44 protein-coding genes are annotated in these 25700 nt (G+C 43.6%); 6 read left to right on the top strand and 38 right to left on the bottom strand.

What is annotated here, in order from left to right; all coding sequences use genetic code 11:
• The first annotated feature begins 264 nt into the window (after positions 1–264).
• Positions 265–810, top strand: a complete 546-nt coding sequence (locus PR709_RS19115; protein ID WP_014657276.1) for a gamma carbonic anhydrase family protein — start codon at positions 265–267, stop codon at positions 808–810.
• On the opposite strand, the gene PR709_RS19120 is transcribed toward PR709_RS19115, so the two are convergent.
• From PR709_RS19120 to dprA, 5 genes are read right to left on the bottom strand one after another with little or no spacing between them, the layout of a single operon-like run.
• On the bottom strand, positions 786–1046 hold the full coding sequence (locus PR709_RS19120) for a DUF1488 domain-containing protein (protein WP_004926407.1): 261 nt from the start codon (positions 1044–1046) through the stop codon (positions 786–788). The two genes, PR709_RS19115 and PR709_RS19120, sit on opposite strands and share 25 nt — an antisense overlap.
• Positions 1043–1861 carry a shikimate dehydrogenase gene (gene aroE / locus PR709_RS19125; protein WP_040132556.1) on the bottom strand — a complete coding sequence of 273 codons (819 nt, stop codon included), beginning with the start codon at positions 1859–1861 and terminating at the stop codon, positions 1043–1045. Before aroE ends, PR709_RS19120 begins: the two co-directional genes overlap by 4 nt.
• 7 nt (positions 1862–1868) lie before the next feature.
• Positions 1869–2438, bottom strand: a complete 570-nt coding sequence (tsaC, locus tag PR709_RS19130) for an L-threonylcarbamoyladenylate synthase type 1 TsaC (RefSeq protein ID WP_004926409.1) — start codon at positions 2436–2438, stop codon at positions 1869–1871.
• Between the two features lie 12 nt (positions 2439–2450).
• Positions 2451–2990, bottom strand: a complete 540-nt coding sequence (locus PR709_RS19135) for a DNA topoisomerase family protein (protein WP_004926410.1) — start codon at positions 2988–2990, stop codon at positions 2451–2453.
• Positions 2991–3007: 17 nt separating this feature from the next.
• Positions 3008–4087: a DNA-processing protein DprA gene (gene dprA, locus PR709_RS19140; protein WP_004926412.1), complete on the bottom strand. Its 1080-nt coding sequence runs from the start codon at positions 4085–4087 to the stop codon at positions 3008–3010.
• Positions 4088–4219: 132 nt separating this feature from the next.
• Between dprA and def the strand changes: the two genes are divergently transcribed.
• The 5 genes from def to mscL all read left to right on the top strand — a co-directional run bounded on the left by def (position 4220) and on the right by mscL (position 9005).
• On the top strand, positions 4220–4744 hold the full coding sequence (def, locus tag PR709_RS19145) for a peptide deformylase (protein ID WP_004926414.1): 525 nt from the start codon (positions 4220–4222) through the stop codon (positions 4742–4744).
• Between the two features lie 26 nt (positions 4745–4770).
• Positions 4771–5718 (top strand): methionyl-tRNA formyltransferase, encoded by a 948-nt coding sequence (fmt, locus tag PR709_RS19150; RefSeq protein ID WP_004926415.1) that lies wholly within the window; start codon positions 4771–4773, stop codon positions 5716–5718.
• Positions 5719–5789: 71 nt separating this feature from the next.
• Complete coding sequence (gene rsmB / locus PR709_RS19155; RefSeq protein WP_004926417.1) at positions 5790–7076, top strand: 16S rRNA (cytosine(967)-C(5))-methyltransferase RsmB; 1287 nt, start codon at positions 5790–5792, stop codon at positions 7074–7076.
• A 33-nt stretch (positions 7077–7109) separates the two neighbouring features.
• Positions 7110–8486 (top strand): Trk system potassium transporter TrkA, encoded by a 1377-nt coding sequence (gene trkA / locus PR709_RS19160; RefSeq protein ID WP_004926419.1) that lies wholly within the window; start codon positions 7110–7112, stop codon positions 8484–8486.
• 108 nt (positions 8487–8594) lie between these two features.
• A complete protein-coding gene (mscL, locus tag PR709_RS19165; RefSeq protein WP_004926421.1) occupies positions 8595–9005 on the top strand; it encodes a large-conductance mechanosensitive channel protein MscL in 411 nt (136 codons plus the stop codon).
• 2 nt (positions 9006–9007) lie between these two features.
• On the opposite strand, the gene PR709_RS19170 is transcribed toward mscL, so the two are convergent.
• From PR709_RS19170 to PR709_RS19330, 33 genes are all read right to left on the bottom strand, one after another.
• Positions 9008–9208: an alternative ribosome-rescue factor A gene (locus PR709_RS19170; RefSeq protein ID WP_004926423.1), complete on the bottom strand. Its 201-nt coding sequence runs from the start codon at positions 9206–9208 to the stop codon at positions 9008–9010.
• A 42-nt stretch (positions 9209–9250) separates the two neighbouring features.
• A complete protein-coding gene (gene zntR, locus PR709_RS19175) occupies positions 9251–9667 on the bottom strand; it encodes a Zn(2+)-responsive transcriptional regulator (RefSeq protein ID WP_014657272.1) in 417 nt (138 codons plus the stop codon).
• A 130-nt stretch (positions 9668–9797) separates the two neighbouring features.
• Entirely contained in the window at positions 9798–10184 is a 387-nt protein-coding gene (rplQ, locus tag PR709_RS19180; protein WP_014657271.1) for a 50S ribosomal protein L17, read from the bottom strand.
• Between the two features lie 37 nt (positions 10185–10221).
• On the bottom strand, positions 10222–11211 hold the full coding sequence (locus PR709_RS19185) for a DNA-directed RNA polymerase subunit alpha (RefSeq protein WP_004926425.1): 990 nt from the start codon (positions 11209–11211) through the stop codon (positions 10222–10224).
• Between the two features lie 25 nt (positions 11212–11236).
• Positions 11237–11857, bottom strand: coding sequence for a 30S ribosomal protein S4 (gene rpsD / locus PR709_RS19190; protein ID WP_004265487.1), 621 nt, complete (start codon positions 11855–11857; stop codon positions 11237–11239).
• 34 nt (positions 11858–11891) lie between these two features.
• The gene (gene rpsK, locus PR709_RS19195; RefSeq protein WP_002919257.1) at positions 11892–12281 is read right to left on the bottom strand and encodes a 30S ribosomal protein S11; all 390 of its coding nucleotides are present in this window, start codon (positions 12279–12281) and stop codon (positions 11892–11894) included.
• Between the two features lie 16 nt (positions 12282–12297).
• Positions 12298–12654: a 30S ribosomal protein S13 gene (gene rpsM / locus PR709_RS19200; RefSeq protein WP_004907144.1), complete on the bottom strand. Its 357-nt coding sequence runs from the start codon at positions 12652–12654 to the stop codon at positions 12298–12300.
• A gap of 144 nt (positions 12655–12798) precedes the next feature.
• Positions 12799–12915, bottom strand: coding sequence for a 50S ribosomal protein L36 (rpmJ, locus tag PR709_RS19205; protein WP_004265484.1), 117 nt, complete (start codon positions 12913–12915; stop codon positions 12799–12801).
• A gap of 47 nt (positions 12916–12962) precedes the next feature.
• Positions 12963–14288: a preprotein translocase subunit SecY gene (gene secY / locus PR709_RS19210; RefSeq protein WP_004926428.1), complete on the bottom strand. Its 1326-nt coding sequence runs from the start codon at positions 14286–14288 to the stop codon at positions 12963–12965.
• 7 nt (positions 14289–14295) lie between these two features.
• The gene (gene rplO / locus PR709_RS19215; protein WP_004926430.1) at positions 14296–14730 is read right to left on the bottom strand and encodes a 50S ribosomal protein L15; all 435 of its coding nucleotides are present in this window, start codon (positions 14728–14730) and stop codon (positions 14296–14298) included.
• A 3-nt stretch (positions 14731–14733) separates the two neighbouring features.
• Positions 14734–14913, bottom strand: coding sequence for a 50S ribosomal protein L30 (rpmD, locus tag PR709_RS19220; RefSeq protein WP_004926432.1), 180 nt, complete (start codon positions 14911–14913; stop codon positions 14734–14736).
• A 6-nt stretch (positions 14914–14919) separates the two neighbouring features.
• On the bottom strand, positions 14920–15420 hold the full coding sequence (rpsE, locus tag PR709_RS19225) for a 30S ribosomal protein S5 (protein ID WP_004265471.1): 501 nt from the start codon (positions 15418–15420) through the stop codon (positions 14920–14922).
• A 14-nt stretch (positions 15421–15434) separates the two neighbouring features.
• Positions 15435–15788, bottom strand: coding sequence for a 50S ribosomal protein L18 (gene rplR / locus PR709_RS19230; RefSeq protein WP_004926434.1), 354 nt, complete (start codon positions 15786–15788; stop codon positions 15435–15437).
• A gap of 9 nt (positions 15789–15797) precedes the next feature.
• Positions 15798–16331: a 50S ribosomal protein L6 gene (gene rplF / locus PR709_RS19235; protein WP_004926436.1), complete on the bottom strand. Its 534-nt coding sequence runs from the start codon at positions 16329–16331 to the stop codon at positions 15798–15800.
• Positions 16332–16345: 14 nt separating this feature from the next.
• Positions 16346–16738, bottom strand: a complete 393-nt coding sequence (gene rpsH, locus PR709_RS19240; RefSeq protein ID WP_004926438.1) for a 30S ribosomal protein S8 — start codon at positions 16736–16738, stop codon at positions 16346–16348.
• 34 nt (positions 16739–16772) lie between these two features.
• Positions 16773–17078 (bottom strand): 30S ribosomal protein S14, encoded by a 306-nt coding sequence (rpsN, locus tag PR709_RS19245; RefSeq protein WP_004926440.1) that lies wholly within the window; start codon positions 17076–17078, stop codon positions 16773–16775.
• Positions 17079–17090: 12 nt separating this feature from the next.
• Positions 17091–17630 (bottom strand): 50S ribosomal protein L5, encoded by a 540-nt coding sequence (rplE, locus tag PR709_RS19250; protein WP_004926441.1) that lies wholly within the window; start codon positions 17628–17630, stop codon positions 17091–17093.
• Between the two features lie 15 nt (positions 17631–17645).
• On the bottom strand, positions 17646–17960 hold the full coding sequence (rplX, locus tag PR709_RS19255; protein WP_004926444.1) for a 50S ribosomal protein L24: 315 nt from the start codon (positions 17958–17960) through the stop codon (positions 17646–17648).
• 11 nt (positions 17961–17971) lie between these two features.
• Positions 17972–18343 (bottom strand): 50S ribosomal protein L14, encoded by a 372-nt coding sequence (gene rplN, locus PR709_RS19260; RefSeq protein ID WP_004926446.1) that lies wholly within the window; start codon positions 18341–18343, stop codon positions 17972–17974.
• 178 nt (positions 18344–18521) lie between these two features.
• Entirely contained in the window at positions 18522–18776 is a 255-nt protein-coding gene (rpsQ, locus tag PR709_RS19265) for a 30S ribosomal protein S17 (RefSeq protein WP_004265446.1), read from the bottom strand.
• Entirely contained in the window at positions 18776–18967 is a 192-nt protein-coding gene (rpmC, locus tag PR709_RS19270) for a 50S ribosomal protein L29 (protein WP_004265442.1), read from the bottom strand. Before rpmC ends, rpsQ begins: the two co-directional genes overlap by 1 nt.
• Positions 18967–19377, bottom strand: coding sequence for a 50S ribosomal protein L16 (gene rplP / locus PR709_RS19275; RefSeq protein ID WP_004926449.1), 411 nt, complete (start codon positions 19375–19377; stop codon positions 18967–18969). The genes rpmC and rplP overlap by 1 nt, the downstream gene beginning before the upstream one ends.
• A gap of 12 nt (positions 19378–19389) precedes the next feature.
• Positions 19390–20091: a 30S ribosomal protein S3 gene (gene rpsC / locus PR709_RS19280; RefSeq protein WP_004926451.1), complete on the bottom strand. Its 702-nt coding sequence runs from the start codon at positions 20089–20091 to the stop codon at positions 19390–19392.
• A 17-nt stretch (positions 20092–20108) separates the two neighbouring features.
• Positions 20109–20441: a 50S ribosomal protein L22 gene (rplV, locus tag PR709_RS19285; RefSeq protein WP_004265430.1), complete on the bottom strand. Its 333-nt coding sequence runs from the start codon at positions 20439–20441 to the stop codon at positions 20109–20111.
• A 15-nt stretch (positions 20442–20456) separates the two neighbouring features.
• Complete coding sequence (gene rpsS, locus PR709_RS19290) at positions 20457–20735, bottom strand: 30S ribosomal protein S19 (RefSeq protein WP_004265426.1); 279 nt, start codon at positions 20733–20735, stop codon at positions 20457–20459.
• A gap of 14 nt (positions 20736–20749) precedes the next feature.
• Positions 20750–21574 carry a 50S ribosomal protein L2 gene (gene rplB / locus PR709_RS19295; protein WP_004926454.1) on the bottom strand — a complete coding sequence of 275 codons (825 nt, stop codon included), beginning with the start codon at positions 21572–21574 and terminating at the stop codon, positions 20750–20752.
• Between the two features lie 19 nt (positions 21575–21593).
• On the bottom strand, positions 21594–21896 hold the full coding sequence (gene rplW, locus PR709_RS19300) for a 50S ribosomal protein L23 (RefSeq protein WP_004926456.1): 303 nt from the start codon (positions 21894–21896) through the stop codon (positions 21594–21596).
• Positions 21893–22498 (bottom strand): 50S ribosomal protein L4, encoded by a 606-nt coding sequence (rplD, locus tag PR709_RS19305; RefSeq protein ID WP_004926458.1) that lies wholly within the window; start codon positions 22496–22498, stop codon positions 21893–21895. Before rplD ends, rplW begins: the two co-directional genes overlap by 4 nt.
• A gap of 16 nt (positions 22499–22514) precedes the next feature.
• Positions 22515–23144, bottom strand: a complete 630-nt coding sequence (gene rplC, locus PR709_RS19310) for a 50S ribosomal protein L3 (RefSeq protein WP_004926461.1) — start codon at positions 23142–23144, stop codon at positions 22515–22517.
• Positions 23145–23176: 32 nt separating this feature from the next.
• A complete protein-coding gene (rpsJ, locus tag PR709_RS19315) occupies positions 23177–23488 on the bottom strand; it encodes a 30S ribosomal protein S10 (protein WP_001181005.1) in 312 nt (103 codons plus the stop codon).
• Between the two features lie 351 nt (positions 23489–23839).
• Positions 23840–24316: a bacterioferritin gene (bfr, locus tag PR709_RS19320; RefSeq protein WP_004926466.1), complete on the bottom strand. Its 477-nt coding sequence runs from the start codon at positions 24314–24316 to the stop codon at positions 23840–23842.
• A gap of 127 nt (positions 24317–24443) precedes the next feature.
• A complete protein-coding gene (gene bfd / locus PR709_RS19325; protein WP_014657269.1) occupies positions 24444–24644 on the bottom strand; it encodes a bacterioferritin-associated ferredoxin in 201 nt (66 codons plus the stop codon).
• A gap of 93 nt (positions 24645–24737) precedes the next feature.
• Positions 24738–25481 (bottom strand): SDR family NAD(P)-dependent oxidoreductase, encoded by a 744-nt coding sequence (locus PR709_RS19330; protein ID WP_004926467.1) that lies wholly within the window; start codon positions 25479–25481, stop codon positions 24738–24740.
• Positions 25482–25700 lie beyond the last annotated feature (219 nt).

Consider the following 25700-nt stretch of genomic DNA (forward strand, 5'->3'; position numbering starts at 1 on the left):
CCGCTTTCTTTTCTAACCTGACCACCGAAGCGGTTTGTCGTGACAACGGATGCGCATTATAGGGAGTCAGAAAATTCTAGCAACCCTTTTTTTGAAAAAAAGTACTGTTTGAAGATAAAATCATCACTATGTTTTTTTTTCTAGCATTGTGACTATAAAACAAACAACAAATACCCTCTTTTTTGAAGGATACTCTTCTTCATAATATGAATAGATATCGACTATTCTATTTAATACCACTAATTATCAACTATGGTCATCTTTATGAACAAACACTTAAGACCTTATCTCGATATTTATCCCACCACTGGCTCTAACGTTTTTATCGATCCTTCAGCTGTTGTGATCGGCGATGTTCGTTTAGCTGATGATGTCAGTATTTGGCCTTTATCCGTATTACGTGGTGATGTGAACTACATTGAAATTGGTGCTCGCACTAATATACAAGATGGTTCCGTCTTACACGTAACACACAAATCAAAACATAACCCAGAAGGCAACCCTTTAATTATTGGCGAAGATGTCACCGTCGGACATAAAGTGATGCTTCATGGTTGCACAATCGGGGATCGCGTATTAGTCGGTATGGGTTCTATTATTCTTGATGGAGCAATAATCGCTAGCGACGTAGTTATAGGCGCAAATAGCCTCGTCACCCAAGGCAAAAAACTGGAAAGTGGCTACCTTTATGTTGGTAGCCCAGCTAAAGCTGCCCGTAAACTAACGGAAGCTGAATTAGAACATCTACGTTATTCAGCGAATAACTACGTTCAATGGAAGAATGATTATTTATCTTCTGGTAAAGAATAAACACTATCATCTTCCTGAGGGCCTTGAGCTATCAAGGCCTCAAACTCTTCTTCTATATCCCAACGGTTATTTTGGAACAGCACTAATGGCTCAGCCCCTTCTCCATACCGCCGATAAAGCAACGAGTCTGATATTACACATTCAGCTAACATTCCACTAATTAATACCGGAAAATGGACTTTTCTTGTAGCAGCATTCCACTCTTCTCTATCTGGAAATTGAATAGCTTGATTCACTTTTTCAGTTCCTTTTGTAATACAAGAAGAACCGGCTCTATATCTGGAAGTACTCCATGCCATAATTTAAAAGCGAAAGCGGCTTGCCCAACTAACATACCTAAACCATCGGCAAGGCGATTTACCTGATGAGAACTCGCGAACGATAGAAATGGTGTTAAACCATGTTGATAAAACATGTCATAACATGCCACCCGCATAGAAAATACAGCGGGATCAATTGCGGGGATCTCGCCACTCACTCCAGATGAAGTTGCATTAATGATGAGATCGAAACAGGCTGTTTTGATCTGTTCGATCGGCTGTGCTTTTATTTTTCCAAAGCTAACAAATTGATTTACTAATGTTTCTGCTTTAGAAAAAGTCCTATTCGTTAGCGTAATTTCGCACCCAAATTCTAAGAGAGGTAATAAAGCCCCCCTCGTTGCACCACCAGCACCAATAATTAATACTTTGCTATTGCTATGAATAAAATTAAGCCGTTGAAGATCTAGCAAAAGGCCAGCACCATCCGTGTTATCACCTAATAACCGGTGACTATCCAGTTTCATCACGGTATTTACTGCACCGCACGATTGAGCTCTATCTGTTAGCTCAGATACCATTTGATATGCGTTTTCCTTAAAAGGTAGCGTAACATTCGCCCCCATCCCTCCCTGAGCAAAAAATGCAGACAATGACTGCTCAAAGCCATCTAGTGGTGCCAAAATACGTTCATATTCCAGCGCAATACCCGTCTGTTCAGCAAACATCTGGTGTATAATTGGCGATTTACTATGCGCTATCGGATGACCAAAAACGGCATATTTACCCATATAATAGTTATCCTTTACGATAAAGTTGCCCTGTTTTAGCATCCCGAATTTCTGATGGGTTTTGACGGCCCCCCACCATTCCATCAAGTACAGGGATACTTCCCTTAAACTGCTCTAGAACTTCATTGGTTGTCCTACATGGCTCCTGACCGCTTAAATTCGCACTTGTAGATACTAATGGCTTACCGTATTCGCGACAGAGCTCTTTTACTAACCCATGATCTGTTACTCTTACCGCCAAAGTATCGAAACGCCCAGTTAACCATTTCGGAGTGGATGATTTGGCTGGGATAACCCAAGTCACAGGCCCTGGCCAGCTTGCAAACATCGTTTGCTTTTGTTCATCAGTCAACTGACTATCGTCCACATAGTCTTTCAGCTGTTCATAATTGTCTGCGATAAGAATTAGCCCTTTCTCCCAAGGACGTTGTTTTAACTCAAGTAACTTATTAACCGCTTGTTCACTATCAGGATCACAACCTAATCCAAATACGGCTTCAGTGGGATAAGCGATAACTTCCCCTTTGTTCAGGGAAATAATAATATTTTCAATTGCAGGTGTAGCTTTATTTTGCATCTTTTTAACTCATTATTCTTTTTGTGGTTTACCACATCGTTTACTGGCACAAAATAATCTTACTCCTTGAGCACCCCTTTTTTCCATAAGTAATGGATAATGACAAAACTCACATTCACCCGAAACAGGCTTATGATTGAGAATAAATTGGCAAGACGGATAGCTATCACACGCATAAAATGTTTTTCCAAACCGAGACTTACGTTGTAATAGGTGACCTGTCTGGCACTGGGGGCAAGCAACTTTCGTTTCATCTGGCTTATCAATTAATTCAATATGCTCACACTCTGGGTAGTGACTACATCCAATAAACATACCAAATCGCCCTTGCTTCAAAACCAAATCATGGCCGCATTGTGGACATGCTTGCCCTTCTAATACTTTTACTACATGGCTTTCTGCCGAAGGACGCATAGGTTTGAGATAATGACATTGAGGGTACGAAGAACAAGCAAAAAAAGGCCCATGTGCACCATTACGAATGACCAGTAAAGAACCGCATTCAGGACAATGTTCATTTTTCTCTGTTTCAAAAGGCAATTGCTTTGACATGATTTTCTCTTAGCCAACTAACTTAATTTTATATACCCACCAGTAACAGAAGCGATAGCACCGTCTATCTCAAGTTCCGTCAAAACAGCAATGACTTCTGTTATCGGCTGTTGTACACGCTCAGCAATCACATCTGCAGGTGTAGGGTGATACTCAACCATACTCAATATTTTATTCTCTGTCAGATTAAATTCAGCATTCAGCGTTTCTTCTTCTAATGGCTCGACTGGCAACCAATTTAACCCAACCTCTATATGGTGTTTGATATCTTCGGGTTCAACAAGTAGATATGCTCCTTGTTGTAATAGCCAATGGTTACCACTGTAAGCTGAATTACCAAGTGGTGCGGGTATCGTAAAAAGGTCTCTATTTTGCTCAATGGCATAACGAGCCGTTATCAATGAGCCACTTTTCAACCCTGCCTCTACCACGACTGTCGCTTTACTTAAGCCACTAATAATTCGATTTCGTCGAGGAAATTGCCTAGGTAGCGGAGGCGCATTTGGTAAAAACTCAGAGATTAGTACCCCCTCTTGTTTAATCTGCTCCGCCAGCGCAGTATGCTGCCTAGGATAAATATTTGCTAATCCACTCCCTAAAACGGCAACTGTTTTCCCATTTGCTGCGAGTGCCGCGCGATGACTTGCAGCATCGATACCAAATGCTAACCCGCTAGTAATTGTAAAACCATAGTCAGTAAATTTATTGGCAAACCGATCCGCCCATTTACGGCCATACTCACTCGCTTGCCGACTACCGACTATTGCGATTTGTGCTGTCGCCATCAGCTCACTTTGCCCTATTACAAACAAGACGAGTGGCGGATTAGATATATGCTTTAATAAGGAAGGGTACAAGGAATCACAAAAAGTAATCAGTTGATTTTCTTCCTTTTCTAGCCATTTAAGCGTTTGAGCTAATTTTACAGATGGCACGTGTAGAAACTGTAAACACTGCAGTTCACTTAACCCACACTCCTGTAAAACAGAAGAGCATACTTGTTCTAATATCCTTAGCTTATTAATAATTTTTAATGCCTTATGTGGTGATAGCCGGCTCACCTGAGACATTCTTAACCAAATTTCTTGCGCATCCATGGCGTCTTCCTGACTTTATTGTAAAGGTTCATCTGTGAACAAATCGTAACCAATACTGTCAATATGACTGATAAATGTCTAGAATAGGCATTAATTCCTATTCACTTTTTTGGACGCTGCTCGAAAAAATTTATGTCAGTATTAAATGTATTACATTACCCAGACGAACGCTTACGCACAATTGCTAAGCCAGTAGAAAAAGTTGATGCCGAAATTCAACAGATCGTCGATGATATGTTCGAAACGATGTATGAAGAAGAAGGTATCGGTCTTGCTGCAACTCAAGTCGATATTCATCAGCGGATCATTGTTATTGATGTCTCGGAAACGCGGGATCAACGACTTGTTCTTATTAACCCTGAATTATTAGACAAATCAGGTGAAACGGGTATTGAAGAAGGTTGTCTTTCTATTCCTGAACAACATGGTTTTGTCCCCAGAGCAGAGCATGTTAAGGTTCGTGCCCTTGACTATAATGGCGATAGTTTTGAACTTGAAGCCGATGGCTTACTCGCTATCTGTATTCAACATGAAATGGATCACCTTGTTGGTAAATTGTTTGTTGATTACTTATCACCATTAAAGCGCCAGCGTATCCGACAAAAGGTTGAAAAACTAGATAGAATGAGAGCTAAAGCAGCAAAAACAGCTAACTAGACAGATTTATACAGGGAAATATAACCGTGTCGGAATCATTAAAAATTATCTTTGCAGGTACACCTGATTTTGCGGCTGGGCACTTAGCCGCTTTACTTAAAACTAAACATCAGGTTGTCGGTGTTCTTACACCACCAGATAAGCCCGCGGGGAGGGGTAAAAAGCTGACGCCAAGCCCTGTCAAAGTATTAGCACAAGAACACCAAATTCCAGTTTTTCAGCCTACTACGCTGAAAAATGTAGATAATCATCAATGGATCAAAGATCACAACGCAGATTTGATGATTGTTGTTGCTTATGGGTTTATTTTACCAAAAGCCGTTTTAGATATTCCGCGTTTAGGTTGTCTGAATGTACACGGTTCTTTACTACCACGCTGGCGCGGTGCTGCACCTATTCAACGCTCAATTTGGGCTGGTGATGCTGAAACTGGCGTAACCATTATGCAAATGGATGAAGGGTTAGATACTGGGGATATGCTGTATAAAGCAAGTTGCCCAATTATGCCTGAAGATACTAGTGCAACACTTTATGAAAAACTGGCAGTGATTGGCCCAGAGGCATTGATCCATACGTTAGAACTGATATCCAATCAGCAATGTGTGCCTGAAAAACAGGATGACTCTCTGGCAAACTACGCTGAAAAGTTATCTAAAGAGGAAGCTCGTATTGATTGGCAACAATCCGCTGAACAAATAGAGCGCTGTATTAGGGCATTTAATCCTTGGCCAATGAGCTATTTTACAGTTCAAGAGCAGCTTATTAAGGTATGGCAGGCACAAGTCATTGCCGAAAACCATAATGAGCAACCAGGCACTATCCTCAGCGCTGATAAAAATGGCATATGCGTTGCAACAGGTAACGGAAAACTCAATATCACTCAGTTACAACCACCGGGTAAAAAGGCCATGGGAGCGCAAGATCTCCTCAACTCACGCCGAGAATGGTTCACTCCTGGACAGCAACTTAATTAGAAAGCCAATAAATTTGCCTGATAATATATTCAGGCAAATTTATTTCGTGACGAATAGACTCACCTTCACTTATGAAAAATACATATAACTTGCGTAGCATCGCAGCGGTAGCCATCGGTCAAGTCATTGATGGTGGTCAGTCTCTCAGTACGGTACTACCTGAATTACAAAAAAATATAAATGAAAAAGATAAGTCTCTATTACAAGAGATTTGCTTTGGTGTCCTACGCTATTTACCTAAACTAGAATGGTTTGTTGCTCAGCTTATGGAGAAACCACTAACAGGTAAACAGAGAACATTGCACTACTTGATTATGGTGGGGATTTATCAACTCCTCTATACACGTATTCCTCCTCATGCCGCTTTAGCGGAAACGGTCAATGGAGCAGTTGCACTAAAACGCCCTCAATTAAAAGGGCTTATCAATGGTGTGTTACGATCATTCCAACGGCAACAAACTCAACTCGAAGAGCGTAATACTAATAATAGTAGCCAATACCTTCATCCGAGCTGGCTTTTAAAGCGCCTTCAAAATGCTTACCCTGATAAGTGGCAAACGATTATTGATGCAAATAACCAGCGTCCTCCCATGTGGTTAAGGGTTAATTCCCAACATCACACTGCTGAACAGTATCAAAAATACCTAGAAGAAAATGAGATTGCATCTGAATTGCATCCACATCACCCCTGCGCGATAAAACTGTCAGAGCCAACTTCAGTTACAAGGCTTCCTGGCTTTGAAAAAGGTTGGGCAACTGTGCAAGATGTTTCTGCTCAAGGGTGTGCGGAACTGCTTGAACCACAAAATCATGAAACGATCCTTGATCTATGTGCAGCACCCGGTGGTAAAACAACTCATATACTGGAGCTTGCACCAAAAGCACATGTCGTTGCTGTTGATATTGATGAGCACCGTCTTAAACGTGTAAAAGAAAACTTGCAACGTTTGCAACAGCAAGCAGCCGTCATTCAAGGTGATGGTACAAAACCAGAAGAGTGGGCTAATGGGCAACTGTTTGATCGTATTCTTCTTGATGCCCCATGCTCAGCAACAGGCGTTATCCGCCGTCATCCTGATATAAAGTGGTTAAGGCGAGATTCTGACATTAATGAACTCACCGAACTTCAAGCTAAAATATTAGAATCAATTTGGCCTTACCTAAAAGTTGGCGGTACCCTTGTCTATGCGACCTGTTCAATTATGCCTGAAGAGAATAGCTTACAAATAAAAAATTTTTTAGCTAAGCACCCTGAAGCCTCTCTTAATGATGGCACAACAGCAGGCTTACAGATACTACCTAGTATAACTGGTGGTGATGGCTTCTTTTACGCGCGCTTGGTCAAACAAGAGAACTAATCCAATAAAACTTGTCTGAGATAGGAATATTCAATGAAAATCATTATTTTAGGTGCTGGACAAGTTGGCGGAACCCTCGCTGAGAATCTAGTGGATGAAAACAATGATATTACTGTCGTTGACACTAACGCTGATCGCTTGCGCCAATTGCAAGATCAATTTGATCTCCGAGTTGTAAACGGCCATGGGTCACATCCACGCGTACTACGTGATGCGGGGGCAGAAGATGCAGACATGTTGGTTGCCGTCACCAATTCTGATGAAACGAATATGATCGCGTGCCAAATCGCCTATAGCCTTTTTAATACGCCAAATAAAATTGCACGTATTAGGGCGACTGAATATATCCGTGAAGCAGACAAGTTATTTTTGCCTGAACAAATCCCTATTGATTACCTGATTTCCCCAGAACAATTGGTGATTGATTATATCTATAAATTAATCCAATACCCTGGTGCACTCCAAGTCGTCAATTTTGCTGAAGGGAAAGTCAGTATTGTTGCGGTTAAAGCCTACTATGGTGGTTCATTAGTGGGTAATGCCCTTTCCAGTTTACGCGAGCACATGCCACATATTGATGCCAGAGTTGTTGCCATTTTTCGTCAAGATCGTCCGATTCGGCCTCAAGGTTCAACAATCATCGAAGCTGGTGATGAAGTCTTTTTCGTGGCTTCAACTCAACACATTCGAGCAGTGATGAGTGAATTGCAGCGCTTAGAAAAGCCATATAAACGCCTCATGATCGTGGGTGGGGGTAATGTCGGTGCTGGTTTAGCGAAAAGGCTAGAAAAAGATTACAGTGTAAAACTTATCGAGCGAAATCAACAAAGAGCAACTGAACTCGCTGAATTGCTGCATGACACAATTGTATTTTATGGCGATGCTTCCGACCAAGAGTTACTTACAGAAGAGCATATTGAACAGATGGACGTCTTTATTGCTCTAACAAATGATGATGAAGCAAACATAATGTCAGCCATGTTAGCGAAAAAAATGGGGGCCAAAAAAGCTATGGTGCTCATTCAAAGAACTGCTTATGTTGAATTAGTTCAAGGTGGTGTTATTGACATTGCAGTGTCACCGCAACAGGCGACGATTTCAGCATTATTAAGTCATGTTAGGAAAGCCGATATTGTCAGTGTTTCTTCATTAAGACGAGGTGTTGCTGAAGCAATTGAAGCAATTGCTCATGGCGATGAAAATACCTCTAAAGTTGTTGGTAAAAAGATTTCAGATATAAAACTCCCGCCAGGAACCATTATTGGTGCTTTAGTTAGAGAAGATGAAGTCATTATTGCCAGTGATTATCATATAATCGAACAAGGAGACCATGTCATTATGTTCATTACCGATAAGAAATATGTTCCTGATGTTGAGAAATTATTCCAACCAAGCCCCTTCTTTTTATAATTATCAAAATAAAACGACAATCTTATTTGCAGCTTAATTAAAGTAGATACTATAATTTGTTAACTAAATATTTATTTTGTCACAAATAGTTTTCAATTAGGGGGTAGAATGAGTTTTTTAAAAGAGTTTCGCGAATTTGCGATGAAGGGCAATGTTGTCGATATGGCTGTCGGTATCATTATTGGTGCTGCATTCGGTAAAATTGTTTCTTCATTAGTCGCCGATGTCATTATGCCGCCATTGGGTCTATTAATTGGTGGAGTTGACTTTAAACAATTTAGCGTCGTACTAAGAGCCGCCGAAGGGGATATTCCTGCTGTAGTTCTTAATTATGGTATGTTTATACAGACTGTATTTGACTTTGTTATCGTCGCATTTGCTATTTTTATGGCAATTAAAGTAATGAACAAAGTTCGTCGTGAAAAAGAAGCAGAGCCTGAAGCACCACCGGCGCCAAGTAAAGAAGAAGTGTTATTATCAGAAATTCGTGATTTATTAAAAGAACAAAATAAAAAGTAATACTAGAAAACCAGTGGTAATAAGTTAAAAAACTGATTACCACTGGCCTCCCAGTTATTACCTTTACCATGTTTTGCTTTACGGTTATAACTTCCTTTCCCTTTCTTGTTTTTCTCTACTCTTTGTCTAAATAGCGGATCATGTAACAATGCTTCGATCGCATTATCTTTAATTTGACCACGTTTATGTTGATATCGACTCATGATATACCTTCTTTTAAAAATGAATTTAAAGTAAATTTTCGATTAATAAACTTTCGATGCGCCTTTCTCAAGTATTTCCATTATCGAGCAATATGTCGACGCATGCTCTTCACCACAACAAGCTGAGCTGAGCATTTTCAGTGAATCACGCATAATAATAAGTTCTTGTATCTTTTTTTCAACTTCAAACAAGCGTAAATCAACAATTTGCTTCGATTCTTGACATGTATGATGCTCAGGATCAACACGTATTGATAATAACTCAGTGATAGCTTCTAAGGTGAAGCCGAGTTGCTTAGCATAACGGATAAACCGAAGCCGTTGCAAATCTTGCTCAGTATACAACCTATAGCCACCTTCTGTCCTCAGTTTATGCCCCATCAAACCTTGTTTTTCATAAAAACGAATCGTGTCTGGTGTGACATCGGCGAGACGCGCAATTTGCCCAATTTTATACATAGTCATGGGAACTCCACTCTAAATAGGGTCAAAATAGAATAAATCAAGTCAATGAAGCTTAGAGAAAGGATAGAATAGCAGGTACAAAAAAACCGGGCAAATATACCCGGTTTTTTTGATAGCAGACAGATTACTCTGCTGCTGCTTCTTGAGACTCAACAGCACGGTCAACAAGCTCGATGTAAGCCATCGGAGCATTGTCACCAGTACGGAAGCCACACTTAAGAATACGAGTGTAACCGCCCGCACGAGCTGCAAAGCGAGGTCCCAATTCATTAAACAATTTTGCCACGATCTCGTTATCACGAGTACGGGCGAATGCCAGACGACGATTAGCTACGCTGTCGGTCTTGGCAAGAGTAATCAGCGGCTCAACGACGCGACGCAGTTCTTTCGCTTTAGGCAGAGTCGTCTTGATGATTTCATGACGAACTAAAGAACCTGCCATGTTACGGAACATAGCTTGGCGGTGGCTGCTGTTGCGGTTCAATTGACGACCACTCTTACGATGGCGCATGACCTTATCCTTCTCAGTAAAACCTTAACCTGTGATCTTAATCATCAGCAATACTTGCTGGTGGCCAATTTTCTAAGCGCATGCCCAGAGAAAGACCACGAGATGCCAAGACGTCCTTAATTTCAGTAAGAGATTTCTTACCAAGGTTAGGCGTTTTAAGCAACTCAACTTCTGTACGCTGAACCAGATCACCGATGTAGTGGATAGCTTCTGCTTTAAGGCAGTTAGCAGAGCGGACAGTCAATTCCAGATCGTCAACTGGGCGCAATAAGATAGGATCGAACTCTGGTTTCTCTTCTTTAACTTCAGGCTGACGAACATCACGTAAGTCAACAAAAGCTTCAAGTTGTTCAGCCAGAATAGTCGCTGCACGGCGAATCGCCTCTTCAGGATCGATTGTACCGTTTGTTTCCATTTCGATAACTAACTTATCCAAGTCAGTACGTTGTTCAACACGAGCTGCTTCAACATTGTAGGCAATACGCTCTACAGGGCTATAGCAAGCATCGACTAACAGACGACCGATTGGGCGCTCATCTTCTTCCGAATGTACTCGGGCAGAAGCCGGCACATAACCACGACCACGCTGAACTTTAATTCGCATGTTAATAGATGCGCTTTCGTCAGTCAGGTGGCAGATAACGTGCTGCGGCTTGACGATTTCGACATCGCCATCATGGACGATGTCGGCTGCAGTCACAGGGCCAATGCCAGATTTATTCAAGGTTAAAATAACTTCATCTTTACCCTGAACTTTTACCGCCAGCCCTTTCAGGTTGAGGAGAATCTCCAGGATATCTTCCTGTACACCTTCTTTGGTGCTGTACTCATGCAGTACACCATCAATCTCAACCTCTGTCACCGCACAACCCGGCATAGACGAAAGCAGAATACGGCGCAGTGCGTTACCAAGAGTATGACCGAAGCCACGCTCTAAAGGCTCAAGGGTCACCTTGGCGTGCGTCGAACTCACTTGCTCGATATCTACCAGGCGCGGTTTTAGAAACTCTGTCACAGAACCCTGCATTGTGTCCTCTCTTTGGTGCTAAGCTTTACTTAGAGTAAAGCTCGACGATCAGGTGTTCGTTAATGTCCGCAGACAGGTCAGTACGTTCAGGAATACGTTTGAACACACCTTCCATTTTAGCAGCATCAACTTCCAGCCAAGTTGGCTTCTCACGCTGTTCAGCCAGCTCTAAAGCAGCCTTAATACGAGACTGTTTTTTCGCTTTCTCACGAACGCTGATAACGTCATTCGGGGAAACCTGATAAGAAGCGATATTAACTACTCGACCATTTACCATGATAGCTTTGTGGCTAACCATTTGACGTGCTTCTGCGCGAGTTGCGCCAAAGCCCATACGGTAAACGACGTTATCAAGACGGCCTTCCAGCAGAGTCAACAGGTTTTCACCTGTGTTGCCTTTCAGACGTGTTGCTTCTTTATAATAGTTACGGAATTGACGTTCCAGAACACCGTAAATACGACGAACTTTTTGTTTTTCACGTAACTGAACACCGTAGTCAGACAGACGCGGTTTACGCGCTCCGTGCTGGCCAGGTGCCTGTTCTAATTTACACTTGGTGTCAATCGCGCGAACACCAGACTTCAGGAAGAGGTCTGTTCCTTCGCGACGGCTCAGCTTGAGCTTAGGACCCAAATATCTAGCCATTTTCTTTCTCCAACAGTCCTAAAAACGAAACGTATTAAACGCGACGTTTTTTCGGTGGGCGACAACCGTTATGAGGGATAGGAGTCACATCAGTAATATTTGTGATGCGGAAACCTGCGGCGTTCAGAGCACGAATTGTTGATTCGCGACCCGGACCCGGTCCCTTAACCATAACTTCCAGGTTCTTGATACCGTATTCTTTCACGGCTTCTGCGCAACGCTCTGCTGCAACCTGAGCTGCAAACGGAGTGGATTTGCGAGAACCACGGAAACCGGAACCACCGGCAGTTGCCCAACCTAATGCGTTACCCTGACGATCAGTAATAGTAACGATTGTGTTGTTGAAAGAAGCATGGATATGAGCCACACCGTCTGAGACTTGCTTTCTTACACGCTTACGTGCACGAATTGGTGCTTTTGCCATTATTCAATACCCCGACTTATTTCTTGATCGGCTTACGCGGACCCTTACGGGTACGAGCGTTAGTCTTAGTACGCTGACCGCGCACAGGTAGACCACGACGATGACGTAAACCACGGTAACATCCAAGGTCCATCAGACGCTTGATGCTCAGGGTAATTTCACGACGTAAGTCACCTTCTACCACATACTTGGCAACTTCGTCACGCAGCTTGTCGATTTGTTCTTCAGACAGCTCACTGATCTTAACATTTTCAGCAATTCCAGTCGCTTCACAGATAGCCTGTGAACGAGTTTTGCCGATTCCGAAAATCGATGTTAAAGCGATCACGGTATGTTTATGATCAGGAATGTTAATGCCTGCTATACGGGCCACTATGCACTCCTAAGTTAAAATATACATTATTGTGCTGAAAAGCCCGTTTTCAGGATACTCAAACAATAATGTATCTCGATAAAAAAGATTGGCTGGCTAATTTAGCCAGCTCAACCCAACTTTGCAAGAAAAAAATGCTTTTTCTTAACCTTGACGTTGTTTATGTCTTGGCTCAACACTGCAAATTACACGAACGCTACCATTGCGACGGATAATTTTACAGTTACGGCATAATTTCTTGACGGAAGCACGAACTTTCATTTTTACTCTCCGTAACTTCTAAAGCAAACCATAATCACACTAAGCGATTACTTACCTTTTAGATTTGCTTTCTTCAATGCAGACTCATATTGACTTGACATCATTAGAGTTTGCACTTGAGCCATAAAGTCCATGATAACGACAACTACGATTAATAGAGAAGTACCACCAAAGTAAAAAGGTACTTTCATTGCGTCACGCATGAACTCCGGGATTAGGCAGATGAAGGTAATATAAAGTGCACCGACTAAAGTCAGGCGAGTCATTACCTTATCAATGTACTTGGCCGTTTGCTCTCCCGGACGAATTCCTGGTACAAATGCACCGGACTTCTTCAGGTTATCTGCTGTTTCTCTTGGGTTGAAAACCAACGCCGTATAGAAGAAACAGAAGAAGATGATCGCAGAAGCATAAAGCAACACATAGAACGGTTGACCAGGCTGCAAGAACATAGAAAGAGTTGTCAGCCAGTCCCAGCCAGTTCCATCACCGAACCAAGATGCTATTGTACCCGGGAACAGTATGATACTGGAAGCAAAAATTGCAGGAATTACACCCGCCATATTCACTTTTAATGGTAAATGTGTGCTTTGTGCCGCATAAACACGGCGTCCTTGTTGGCGTTTCGCGTAGTTAACAACGATTCTACGTTGACCACGCTCCATGAATACAACAAAGAAAGTTACCGCGAATACGAGCACTGCAACCAACAGCAACAGGAGGAAGTGCAGATCGCCTTGCCGAGCTTGCTCGATAGTATGGCCAATGGCCGGCGGTAGACCCGCAACGATACCAGCGAAGATAATGATTGAGATACCGTTACCAATACCTCTTTCCGTTATCTGCTCACCTAGCCACATAAGGAACATGGTTCCTGTAACTAAGCTAACAACAGCCGTGAAGTAGAACGGGAGACCCGGATCAATAACTAGCCCTTGCATCCCTGGCATATTCGGAAGACCCATTGCAATACCCACAGATTGGAATATTGCTAACACCAAAGTACCCCAACGAGTATATTGGCTTATCTTCCGACGACCTGCTTCACCTTCTTTCTTAATCTCTGCTAGTCGTGGGTTAACCACTGACAGTAATTGGATAATAATAGATGCCGAAATATACGGCATAATACCCAAAGCAAAGATAGAAGCTCGGCTAAGAGCACCACCAGAGAACATGTTAAACATATCAATGATGGTGCCTTGTTGCTGTTCGAGCAATTTGGCAAGCACAGTGGCATCAATACCAGGGATTGGAATAAAAGAACCAATACGGAAAACAATCAGTGCACCTATCACAAACAAAAGTCTGCGTTTCAGCTCACCAACACCACCTTTGGCACTTTGAAAATCTAATCCTGGTTGTTTAGCCATCTGTCACTTATTCCTCAATTTTACCGCCGGCAGCTTCAATCGCAGCGCGAGCACCTTTAGTAACACGAAGGCCACGTACAGTTACTGCACGATTCACTTCGCCAGAAAGAATAACTTTCGCATATTCAATCTGGATGCCAACAACATTCGCGGCTTTTAGTGCGTTCAGATCAATAACATCGCCTTCAACAGCAGCAAAATCAGACAGACGAACTTCTGCAGTGATCATTGCTTTACGTGAAGTAAAACCAAATTTTGGTAGACGACGGTATAAAGGCATCTGGCCGCCTTCGAAACCACGACGTACGCCACCGCCAGAACGAGATTTCTGACCTTTGTGACCACGTCCGCCGGTTTTACCCAGACCAGAACCGATACCACGACCTAAGCGCTTAGGCGCGTGCTTGGCACCTTCAGCCGGAGACAGAGTATTTAAACGCATCTCTTACTCCTCAACTTTAACCATGTAGGAAACCAAGTTGACCATACCGCGAACAGCAGGAGTGTCCTCACGTTCTACTGTATGACCAATGCGACGCAGACCTAAACCGATCAAAGTTGCCTTATGCTTAGGCAGGCGACCGATTGAACTGCGAACTTGTGTAATTTTAATAGTCTTAGCCATGGCTGATTACCCCAGAATTTCTTCGACGGATTTTCCACGCTTAGCTGCGACCATTTCTGGAGACTTCATGCTGTCTAAAGCATCCAGTGTTGCACGAACCACGTTGATTGGGTTTGTGGAACCATAGGTTTTAGCCAGTACGTTGCGAACTCCAGCTACTTCTAAAACAGCACGCATTGCACCACCGGCGATGATACCAGTACCTTCGTGAGCAGGTTGCATAAACACGCGAGAACCGGTGTGTGTACCTTTCACAGGGTGGAACAAAGTGCCGTTGTTTAGAGCAACGGTTTTCATGCTGCGACGGGCTTTTTCCATCGCTTTCTGGATTGCTGCCGGAACTTCGCGCGCTTTGCCGTAGCCAAAACCAACGCGACCGTTACCATCACCAACTACTGTCAGTGCTGTAAAGCTGAAAATACGGCCACCTTTAACGGTTTTTGCTACGCGGTTTACCGCGATCAGCTTTTCCTGCAGTTCGCCAGCTTGTTTCTCGATGTGAGCCATCTTACACCTCTACCTTAGAACTGAAGGCCAGCTTCACGGGCAGCTTCTGCCAGTGCCTGGACTCTACCATGATATTGGAAACCAGAACGGTCAAAAGCAACAGTAGTGATGCCTTTTTCCAATGCGCGTTCAGCAATAATTTTACCAACAACTGCTGCTGCGTCTTTGTTTCCAGTGAATTTCACTTGCTCATTGATAGCTTTTTCTGTAGTAGAAGCGGCCACCAAAGTTTCAGAACCGTTTGGAGCGATAACCTGCGCATAAATATGGCGTGGAGTACGGTGTACCACCAGGCGTGTCGCACCCAACTCTTGGATCTTGCGGCGTGCGCGGGTCGCACGACGGATACGAGCTGCTTTCTTATCCATAGTGTTACCTTACTTCTTCTTAGCCTCTTTAGTACGCACGATTTCATCGGCGTAACGAACACCCTTGCCTTTGTAAGGCTCAGGACGACGGTAAGCACGCAGTTCTGCCGCGACTTGACCAATCACTTGCTTATCCGCACCTTTCAGTACGATTTCAGTTTGTGTTGGGCATTCTGCAGTAATGCCTGCTGGCAGTGCGTGTTCAACCGGATGCGAAAAACCTAGAGACAAGCTAACAGCGTTGCCTTTAACTGCCGCACGGTAACCAACACCGACTAGTTGAAGTTTTTTAGTGAAGCCTTCAGTAACACCAACAACCATTGAGTTAAGCAGAGAACGAGAAGTACCCGCCTGTGCCCAAGCATCAGCGAAACCTTCGCGCGGTGCGAAAGTTAAGCGGCCATCTTCATGTTTAACTTCAACTGCATTATGGATAGTACGAGTAAGCTCGCCGTTTTTACCCTTAATCGAAATAACCTGACCGTTGAGTTTTACCTCTACGCCGGCAGGAATGACGACGGGTGCTTTTGCCACACGAGACATTCTTTCCTCCCGAATTAAGCTACGTAGCAGAGAATCTCGCCACCAAGACCAGCTTGGCGAGCTGCACGATCAGTCATGACACCTTTAGAGGTAGAAATAACAGCGATACCTAAGCCAGCCATAACTTGTGGCAGCTCATCTTTTTTCTTATAGATGCGCAGACTTGGGCGGCTTACACGCTGAATGCTTTCTACTACAGCCTTACCTTGGAAATAACGCAGAGTCAGTTCCAATTCTGGCTTAGTGTCGCCTTCAATTTTAAAATCTTCAATATAACCTTCTTCCTTCAGCACTTTGGCAATCGCCACTTTCAGCTTGGAGGAAGGCATGGTGACCGCAACTTTGTTCGCGGCCTGACCGTTACGGATACGGGTCAGCATATCCGCGATGGGATCTTGCATGCTCATCTGTCTTTACTCCCGTGATTCAATATGGTGACAATTACCAACTAGCCTTTTTAAGGCCCGGGATTTCACCGCGCATAGCGGCTTCACGGACTTTAATACGGCTCAGACCAAATTTCCGCAGGAAACCGTGCGGACGCCCAGTTTGACGGCAGCGGTTACGCTGACGAGAAGGACTTGAATCACGTGGCAGTGTTTGCAGCTTGAGAACAGCGTCCCAGCGATCTTCATCAGATGCGTTTACATCAGAGATGATAGCTTTCAGTTCAACGCGTTTTGCGAAAAACTTCTCAGCTAATTTAGCACGCTTAACATCACGCGCTTTCATAGATTTCTTAGCCATGAGTACCCTGCCTTACTTGCGGAACGGGAAGTTGAACGCTGCTAACAGTGCGCGACCTTCGTCATCTGATTTCGCAGTTGTGGTGATAGTAATATCTAAACCACGCACACGATCCACTTTATCGTAATCGATTTCAGGGAAGATGATTTGTTCACGTACGCCCATGCTGTAGTTACCGCGACCATCAAATGACTTAGCGGACAAGCCACGGAAGTCACGAATACGTGGTACAGCAATAGAAATCAGTCGCTCAAGGAACTCCCACATGCGTTCGCCACGCAGGGTTACTTTACAGCCGATTGGATAGCCCTGACGGATTTTGAAGCCTGCAACAGATTTGCGTGCTTTGGTGATCAATGGTTTTTGACCAGAGATTGCTGCCAAGTCAGCTGCTGCATTGTCCAGCAGTTTTTTATCAGCAATCGCTTCACCAACACCCATATTCAGGGTGATCTTCTCGACCCGAGGGACTTGCATGACAGAATTGTAACCAAACTGAGCCATCAGTTTTTTAGTTACTTCGTCTTTATAGTAATCATGCAGTTTCGCCATCGTATACTCCAAAAATTACTTGATAGTTTCACTGTTAGATTTGAAGAAACGGACTTTTTTGCCGTCTTCGAATCTAAAGCCTACACGGTCAGCCTTACCAGTTGCCGCGTTAAAGATTGCAACGTTAGAAACGTGAATTGCCGCTTCTTTTTCAACGATGCCACCTGGTTGATTCAGAGCCGGAACTGGCTTCTGATGTTTTTTAACCAGATTGATACCTTCAACGATAACTTTACCAGAAGAAATAACCTGTTTTACTTTACCGCGCTTACCTTTATCTTTACCAGTCAGCACGATAACTTCGTCATCACGACGGATTTTCGCTGCCATAGTTCCGCTCCTTAGAGTACTTCAGGTGCCAGTGAGATAATTTTCATAAACTTCTCTGTACGAAGTTCACGAGTTACCGGCCCAAAAATACGCGTACCGACTACTTGCTCGCTGTTATTGTTTAGAATAACGCATGCATTACTATCGAAGCGAATGACAGAACCGTCCGGGCGACGTACACCCTTCTTGGTGCGCACCACTACCGCCTTCAGGACATCACCTTTTTTCACTTTACCGCGTGGAATTGCTTCTTTAACAGTAATTTTAATGATGTCGCCGACGCCTGCATAGCGACGGTGCGAGCCACCTAGAACCTTGATACACATTACGCGACGTGCACCGGAGTTGTCGGCCACGTTCAGCATAGTCTGTTCTTGGATCATTTTAGTGCTCCGCTAAATGTCAACTACTACTGAGCCACTTCATTATTGAAGAGACCGTTCAATATAACCCACAATACGAGGGCGCGGCATTATAACACCACATCTTCGTTATGGACAGAAAAAAATAAACGGCTCAGTAAAAAAGAGCCGTTTATTTATTAGAAAAGGCTATTCTATATTATAAAACAGCTTTTTCAACAACGCGAACTAAGGCCCAAGACTTAGTCTTAGACAGTGGACGAGTTTGGCGGATTTCTACCACGTCACCGATTCCACATTCATTGTTCTCGTCATGTACGTGCAATTTAGTCGTACGACGGATGAATTTACCATACAGAGGGTGCTTCACCATACGCTCGATAGCAACAACAATAGATTTCTCCATTTTATCGCTAACTACACGACCTTGCAGAGTACGGATTTTATCGCTCATTACGCACCTGCCTTCTCAGTCAGTAAAGTCTTCACACGTGCGATATCGCGACGCACTTGTTTCAACAGATGAGACTGTTGCAGCTGACCACTTGCAGCCTGCATACGTAAGTTGAATTGTTCACGTAACAGGTTCAAAAGTTCAGCGTTCAGCTCTTCAACGCTTTTTTCGCGCAGCTCTTGTGCTTTCATTACATCACCGTCTTAGTTACAAAGGTGGTTTTGATAGGCAGTTTCGCTGCTGCCAGAGAGAATGCTTCACGAGCCAGCTCTTCAGGCACACCGTCCATTTCATACAGGACTTTACCAGGCTGGATCAAGGCAACCCAATATTCTACGTTACCTTTACCTTTACCCATACGAACTTCGAGTGGCTTCTCAGTAATTGGCTTGTCTGGGAACACACGGATCCAGATTTTACCTTGACGCTTAACTGCACGGGTCATAGCACGACGTGCCGCTTCGATCTGACGAGCAGTCAGACGACCACGGCCCACAGCTTTAAGACCGAAAGTGCCGAAGCTAACATCCGTACCTTGTGCCAGACCACGGTTGCGGCCTTTGTGCACTTTACGGAATTTTGTACGCTTTGGTTGTAACATCAGCGACTCTCCTTACTTGCGGCCTTTACGCTGCTGCTTTTTAGGTTGAGCAGCTGGTTTTTCAGCTTGTTCAACAGCAGCCATACCACCCAGAATCTCACCTTTGAAGATCCATACCTTAACGCCGAGAACACCGTAAGTGGTGTGCGCTTCTGAAGTGTTGTAATCGATATCAGCACGTAGAGTGTGCAGTGGCACACGGCCTTCACGATACCACTCGGTACGAGCGATTTCAGCACCGCCTAAACGGCCGCTGACTTCAACTTTAATACCTTTAGCGCCCAGACGCATTGCGTTTTGTACAGCGCGTTTCATAGCACGACGGAACATAACACGACGTTCCAGCTGTGAAGCGATGCTGTCAGCAACCAATTTAGCGTCCAGTTCTGGTTTACGAACTTCGGCGATATTGATTTGCGCAGGAACACCAGCGATATCCGCTACTGTTTTACGCAGTTTTTCTACGTCTTCACCTTTCTTACCGATAACGATACCTGGGCGAGCAGTGTGAATAGTCACACGAATGCTTTTTGCAGGACGCTCGATAACGATGCGTGAAATTGACGCTTTTGCCAATTCTTTGTTCAAGTACTGGCGTACTTTATAATCGCTGTCTAGGTTGTCAGCGAATTCATTAGTATTCGCGTACCAAGTAGAGTTCCAAGGTTTGACAATACCCAGGCGAATACCATTAGGATGTACTTTCTGACCCATTGCTAGTCTCCAGAGTCTCAGCGATCGGACACAACCACAGTAATGTGGCTGGTGCGCTTAAGAATACGATCTGCACGGCCTTTCGCACGCGGCATGATGCGTTTCATGGTTGGACCTTCGTCAACGAAAATTTTCGCAACTTTCAGGTCATCAATGTCAGCGCCATCGTTTTGCTCTGCGTTAGCAATTGCAGATTCAAGTACTTTCTTCACTAAACCAGCAGCTTTCTTGTTGGTGTAGGTCAGAATTTCCAGAGCTTGCGACACTTTCTTACCGCGAATCAGGTCGGCAACTAAGCGAACCTTCTGGGCAGAAGAACGAGCGTGGCGATGCATAGCTAAAGTTTCCATCTCTTCCTCCTATCCTTAACGTTTCTTAGCTTTCTTATCAGCCGCATGGCCGCGATAAGTGCGAGTCGGTGCGAATTCACCCAGTTTATGACCAACCATTTCGTCGGTAACAAAAACTGGAACATGCTGACGACCATTATGGACAGCGATGGTCAATCCGATCATATTAGGAAAGATCGTTGAACGACGGGACCAAGTCTTAAGAGGCTTCTTGTCTCCGCTTTCCACCGCTTTCTCTACCTTCTTCAGCAAGTGCAGGTCAATAAAAGGACCTTTCTTGAGAGAACGTGGCATGGTTTATCCTCTAATTATTTTTTAGAACGATGACGTACGATGAATTGATCAGTACGCTTGTTGCTACGAGTTTTCTTACCTTTGGTTTGAACGCCCCAAGGTGTTACAGGGTGTTTACCAAAGTTACGACCCTCACCACCACCATGTGGGTGATCGACTGGGTTCATCGCCGTACCACGAACGGTAGGACGAATACCACGCCAGCGGCTAGCACCAGCTTTACCCAGAACACGTAACATGTGCTCAGCGTTACCAACTTCACCTAAAGTTGCACGGCAATCAGCCAGAACTTTACGCATTTCACCAGAACGCAGACGCAGAGTGACATAAGCACCATCACGTGCAACGATCTGAGCATAAGTACCTGCTGAACGCGCTAACTGACCACCTTTACCTGGTTTCAGTTCGATGTTGTGAACTGTAGAACCAACAGGGATGTTGCGCATTGGCAGTGCGTTACCAGTTTTGATTGCTGAATCAACGCCAGATTGGATCTGGTCACCAGCTTTCAAACCTTTAGGCGCAAGAATATAACGACGTTCACCGTCTTTATATAGAACCAGTGCAATGTTCGCAGAACGGTTTGGATCATATTCCAAACGCTCAACAACAGCAGGAACACCGTCTTTGTTGCGTTTAAAGTCAACCAGACGATAGTGTTGCTTATGGCCACCACCAATGTGACGAGTGGTGATACGGCCATTGTTGTTACGACCACCGGATTTGCTGTTTTTTTCTAACAGCGGAGCATAAGGTTTGCCCTTATGCAGCTCAGGGTTAACCACTTTAACTACGTGGCGACGGCCCGGAGACGTAGGTTTACATTTAACAATTGCCATTGTTCTTTACTCCTCCGACTTACTCTGCGCCGCCAATGAAGTCCAGATTCTGGCCTTCTTTCAGCGTAACGTAAGCTTTTTTCCAGTCGCTACGACGACCAAAACGCTGACCGTGGCGTTTAGTTTTGCCTTTAACCAGCAAAGTGTTAACACCTTCAACTTCGACTTCAAACAGTTTCTGCACAGCAGCTTTAATTTCTGCTTTAGTCGCGTCTTTCGCAACTTTGAGAACGATGGTATTGCTTTTTTCCATCGCTGTAGAAGCTTTTTCAGATACGTGCGGCGCGCGCAGTACTTTTAGCAGACGTTCTTCACGGATCATGCCAGCATCTCCTCAACTTGCTTCACAGCATCAGCAGTCATAACCACTTTGTCGAAGGCGATTAAGCTAACTGGGTCGATACCCGCTGCATCACGAACGTCAACCTTGTACAGGTTACGTGCTGCTAAGAACAGATTTTCATCTAATTCAGCAGTGATGATCAGTACATCTTCCAGAGCCATATCTTTCAGTTTCTGTGCCAGCAACTTAGTTTTAGGTGCTTCAACAGAGAACTTCTCGACAACGATCAGACGATCTTGACGTACCAGTTCAGACAGGATGCTTTTCAGAGCACCGCGGTACATCTTCTTATTAACTTTTTGACTGTGGTCCTGTGGTTTAGCAGCGAAGCTAACACCACCAGAGCGCCAAATTGGGCTCTTGATAGAACCAGAACGTGCGCGGCCTGTGCCTTTTTGACGCCATGGTTTTTTACCTGAACCAGAAACTTCAGCACGAGTTTTCTGAGCACGAGTACCTTGACGAGCACCAGCTGCATACGCAACAACTACTTGGTGAACAAGCGCTTCATTGAAATCACGCCCGAAGGTAGTTTCGGAAACAGTCAGCGCGCTTTGCGCGTCTTTCATTACCAATTCCATTCCTATCTCCTCGACGTTAAGCCTTGACAGCCGGTTTTACGATCAGGTCGCTACCAGTTGCACCTGGAACAGCACCTTTGACCAGCAGCAGGTTGCGCTCAGCGTCAACACGTACTACATCTAGGCTTTGAACGGTTACACGCTCATTACCCAGTTGGCCTGCCATTTTCTTGCCTTTGAACACTTTGCCCGGAGTCTGGTTCTGACCGATAGAACCCGGAACACGGTGAGACAAGGAGTTACCATGAGTAGCATCTTGGGTACGGAAATTCCAACGCTTAACTGTACCAGCGAAGCCTTTACCTTTAGATGTACCAGTAACGTCGACTTTTTTAACGTCAGCGAAAATTTCAACGCTAATGCTTTGACCTACGTTAAATTCAGCACCTTCTTCAGTACGGAATTCACGTAGAATACGGCCAGCTTCGACGCCAGCTTTAGCGAAATGACCTGCCTCAGGCTTAGATACACGGTTCGCTTTTTTGCTACCAGTAGTCACCTGAATTGCATTATAACCGTCAGTTTCTGCTGTTTTAACTTGAGTAACGCGGTTATTTTCGATTTCGATAACTGTTACAGGGATAGAAACACCATCTTCAGTGAAGATACGCGTCATACCCACTTTTTTACCGACTAAACCAATCATTGTTTCAACCTCTCAATCGTTCGACGACCTGATTAACCCAGGCTGATCTGCACGTCTACGCCGGCAGCCAGGTCCAGACGCATCAGAGCATCAACGGTCTTCTCGGTTGGCTCAACGATGTCAACCAGACGTTTGTGAGTGCGAATTTCGTACTGATCACGCGCATCTTTGTTAACGTGCGGAGAAATCAGAACGGTAAAACGCTCTTTACGTGTCGGCAGCGGGATAGGACCACGAACTTGCGCACCAGTGCGCTTAGCAGTCTCTACGATTTCCGCAGTTGATTGATCAATTAAACGATGATCAAAGGCTTTCAGGCGGATACGGATTCTTTGGTTCTGCATGAGACCAGAGCTCCAACTATTTTATAAACGTAAATAATTACTCCTCGCCCCCATTTCGATTGATGGGGGAGTGTAATCGTTCTTTGATGTAACCCCCAAATCGGGAGTATTGTCTAAATGAGTTACAAATCGTGAACTCAATACTGACCTTTAAGACCTAAAAAACTAGGGATTACTAATCAGTAAGCCCGCGCATTATACGCAACTGAATCTTAAACGCAAGTAATCGGAGAAAATATGTGCGAATTTTTCTGTTTTTTTACTTATAGCACTTTTCAATAAAAAACGCCTCACTATTACTTTTTTGTAGTGAGGCGTGATATTACAGCACATAAATAAATCGAAAAAGCATTACTCCTCTTCAATAATTTGCGCCTGTGTATAATTTTGAATACCCATACGTTTGATTAAATCTAACTGCGTTTCTATCCAATCAATATGGTTTTCTTCATCAGCTAAAATTTCAATCATCAGATCACGACTAACGTAATCATGAATTGAGTCTGCGTAACTAATCGCTTCTTTTAGGTTTTTAGCCCCATCAAGCTCCAGCTTAAGATCTGAAGCTAACATCTCCTCAATATCTTCACCAATGTTAAGTTTACCGAGGTCTTGCAGGTTAGGTATCCCCTCAAGGAATAAGATACGTTCGATATACTTATCTGCATGTTTCATTTCATCAATCGATTCATGGTATTCTACCTCATTAAGACGTGTTAAACCCCAATTTTTAAACATACGTGCATGCAAAAAGTATTGATTGATTGCTACTAACTCATTGCCCAATAACTTATTCAGATGGGCTATCATTTTTTTATCGCCTTTCATTTTTTATACTCCATTGCTTCCAGTCTTTAAAGTGTAGTACTGAAATGCTAACAATGAGTAATTTTCTATAGAGAATTTGAGATGAAAGTTACTTATTAATGAATGAGTTAAATGATTATTATTTCGATTAAGCGACTTCAGCAATACAGATATGCTCGGCAAGTGCTAACTCATCATTTAAGATTTCACGAGTTTGCCTGATGCACTTACCGCATTCGCGACCGACAGGGAGGATTTGACGTAGCCCTTTTAATGACGTCACATGATATTGGCGCACCGCACTTCTAATTTGTTTATCCGTTACGGCTTCACAGAGACATACATACATAGCAACTACCTGCATAAATTACACACAGGTAGTTTAAATAAAAATGATTACCATTTCAATTATCGTTACGATCAATTTACATAAAACGTTTCATTAAGCAGTAAAACCTCCATCCACTAAATAGGCAGCTCCTGTCACAAATGACGCTGCATCACTAGCTAAAAAGGCAACAACATTAGCAACCTCTTCAGGTGTGCCTATCCTTTTCATCGGATGCATCTCTGCTAACTTTTGTTTATCTAAATCGCGCCCATCCAATAATGGAGTATCGATATAACCAGGGCAAACTGCATTAATTCGAATATTATGCATTGCATAACTTATTGCCAATGTTTGCGTTAACAGTTTGATCCCACCTTTTGAAGCGCAATATGCTGGAAATTGATGTTGCCCCACAAACGAACATATAGAGCCACAGTTAACAATTGCTCCTTCTTTTTGGTTTTTTAACCAATAATCGATAACAGCTCGATTAATCAAAAATAATCCATTGAGATTAACATCAATGACATGCTGCCATTTTTCATAAGCGAGCTTATGGGCAACATCATCGGCAAGTATTCCTGCATTAGCAAATAAAAAATCAATCGAACCGTATTCCTTTACTGTATGTGCCACTAACCGATCATTCTCTTTTTCATTGGCTGCATCCATCTGAAAAAATTGTATTGCGCCCTCTTTGTTCTTCAAGCGATTGAGTGCCTTCTGACCACGGTCAGCATGACTTCCCGTAATGATAACTGACGCACCTAATGATAAAAATTTTTCTGCCGCCGCTAGGCCAATACCGCTACTCCCTCCCGTAATAATGCCAACCTTACCTGCGAACGAAATCATGCCTCATCTCCTCATCTTCATTATGATGATTAAATAATAGACAATTCGTTTGAGTTTATTGGTAATACTGATGTTGAATCTTGATTTTGTGACCGAATTAACGCATTGAAATTTAATAAATAAATAGAAATATCACAAGGATTGATAATGTCTTGAGAGACAATTCTTCGCGGTAAATAGATAGGAAATGAGGGAGATAAGAAATACAAAAGGGCACCC

It is taken from the genome of Providencia sp. PROV267, assembly GCF_028477825.1.
Taxonomy (GTDB): Bacteria; Pseudomonadota; Gammaproteobacteria; order Enterobacterales; family Enterobacteriaceae; genus Providencia; species Providencia stuartii.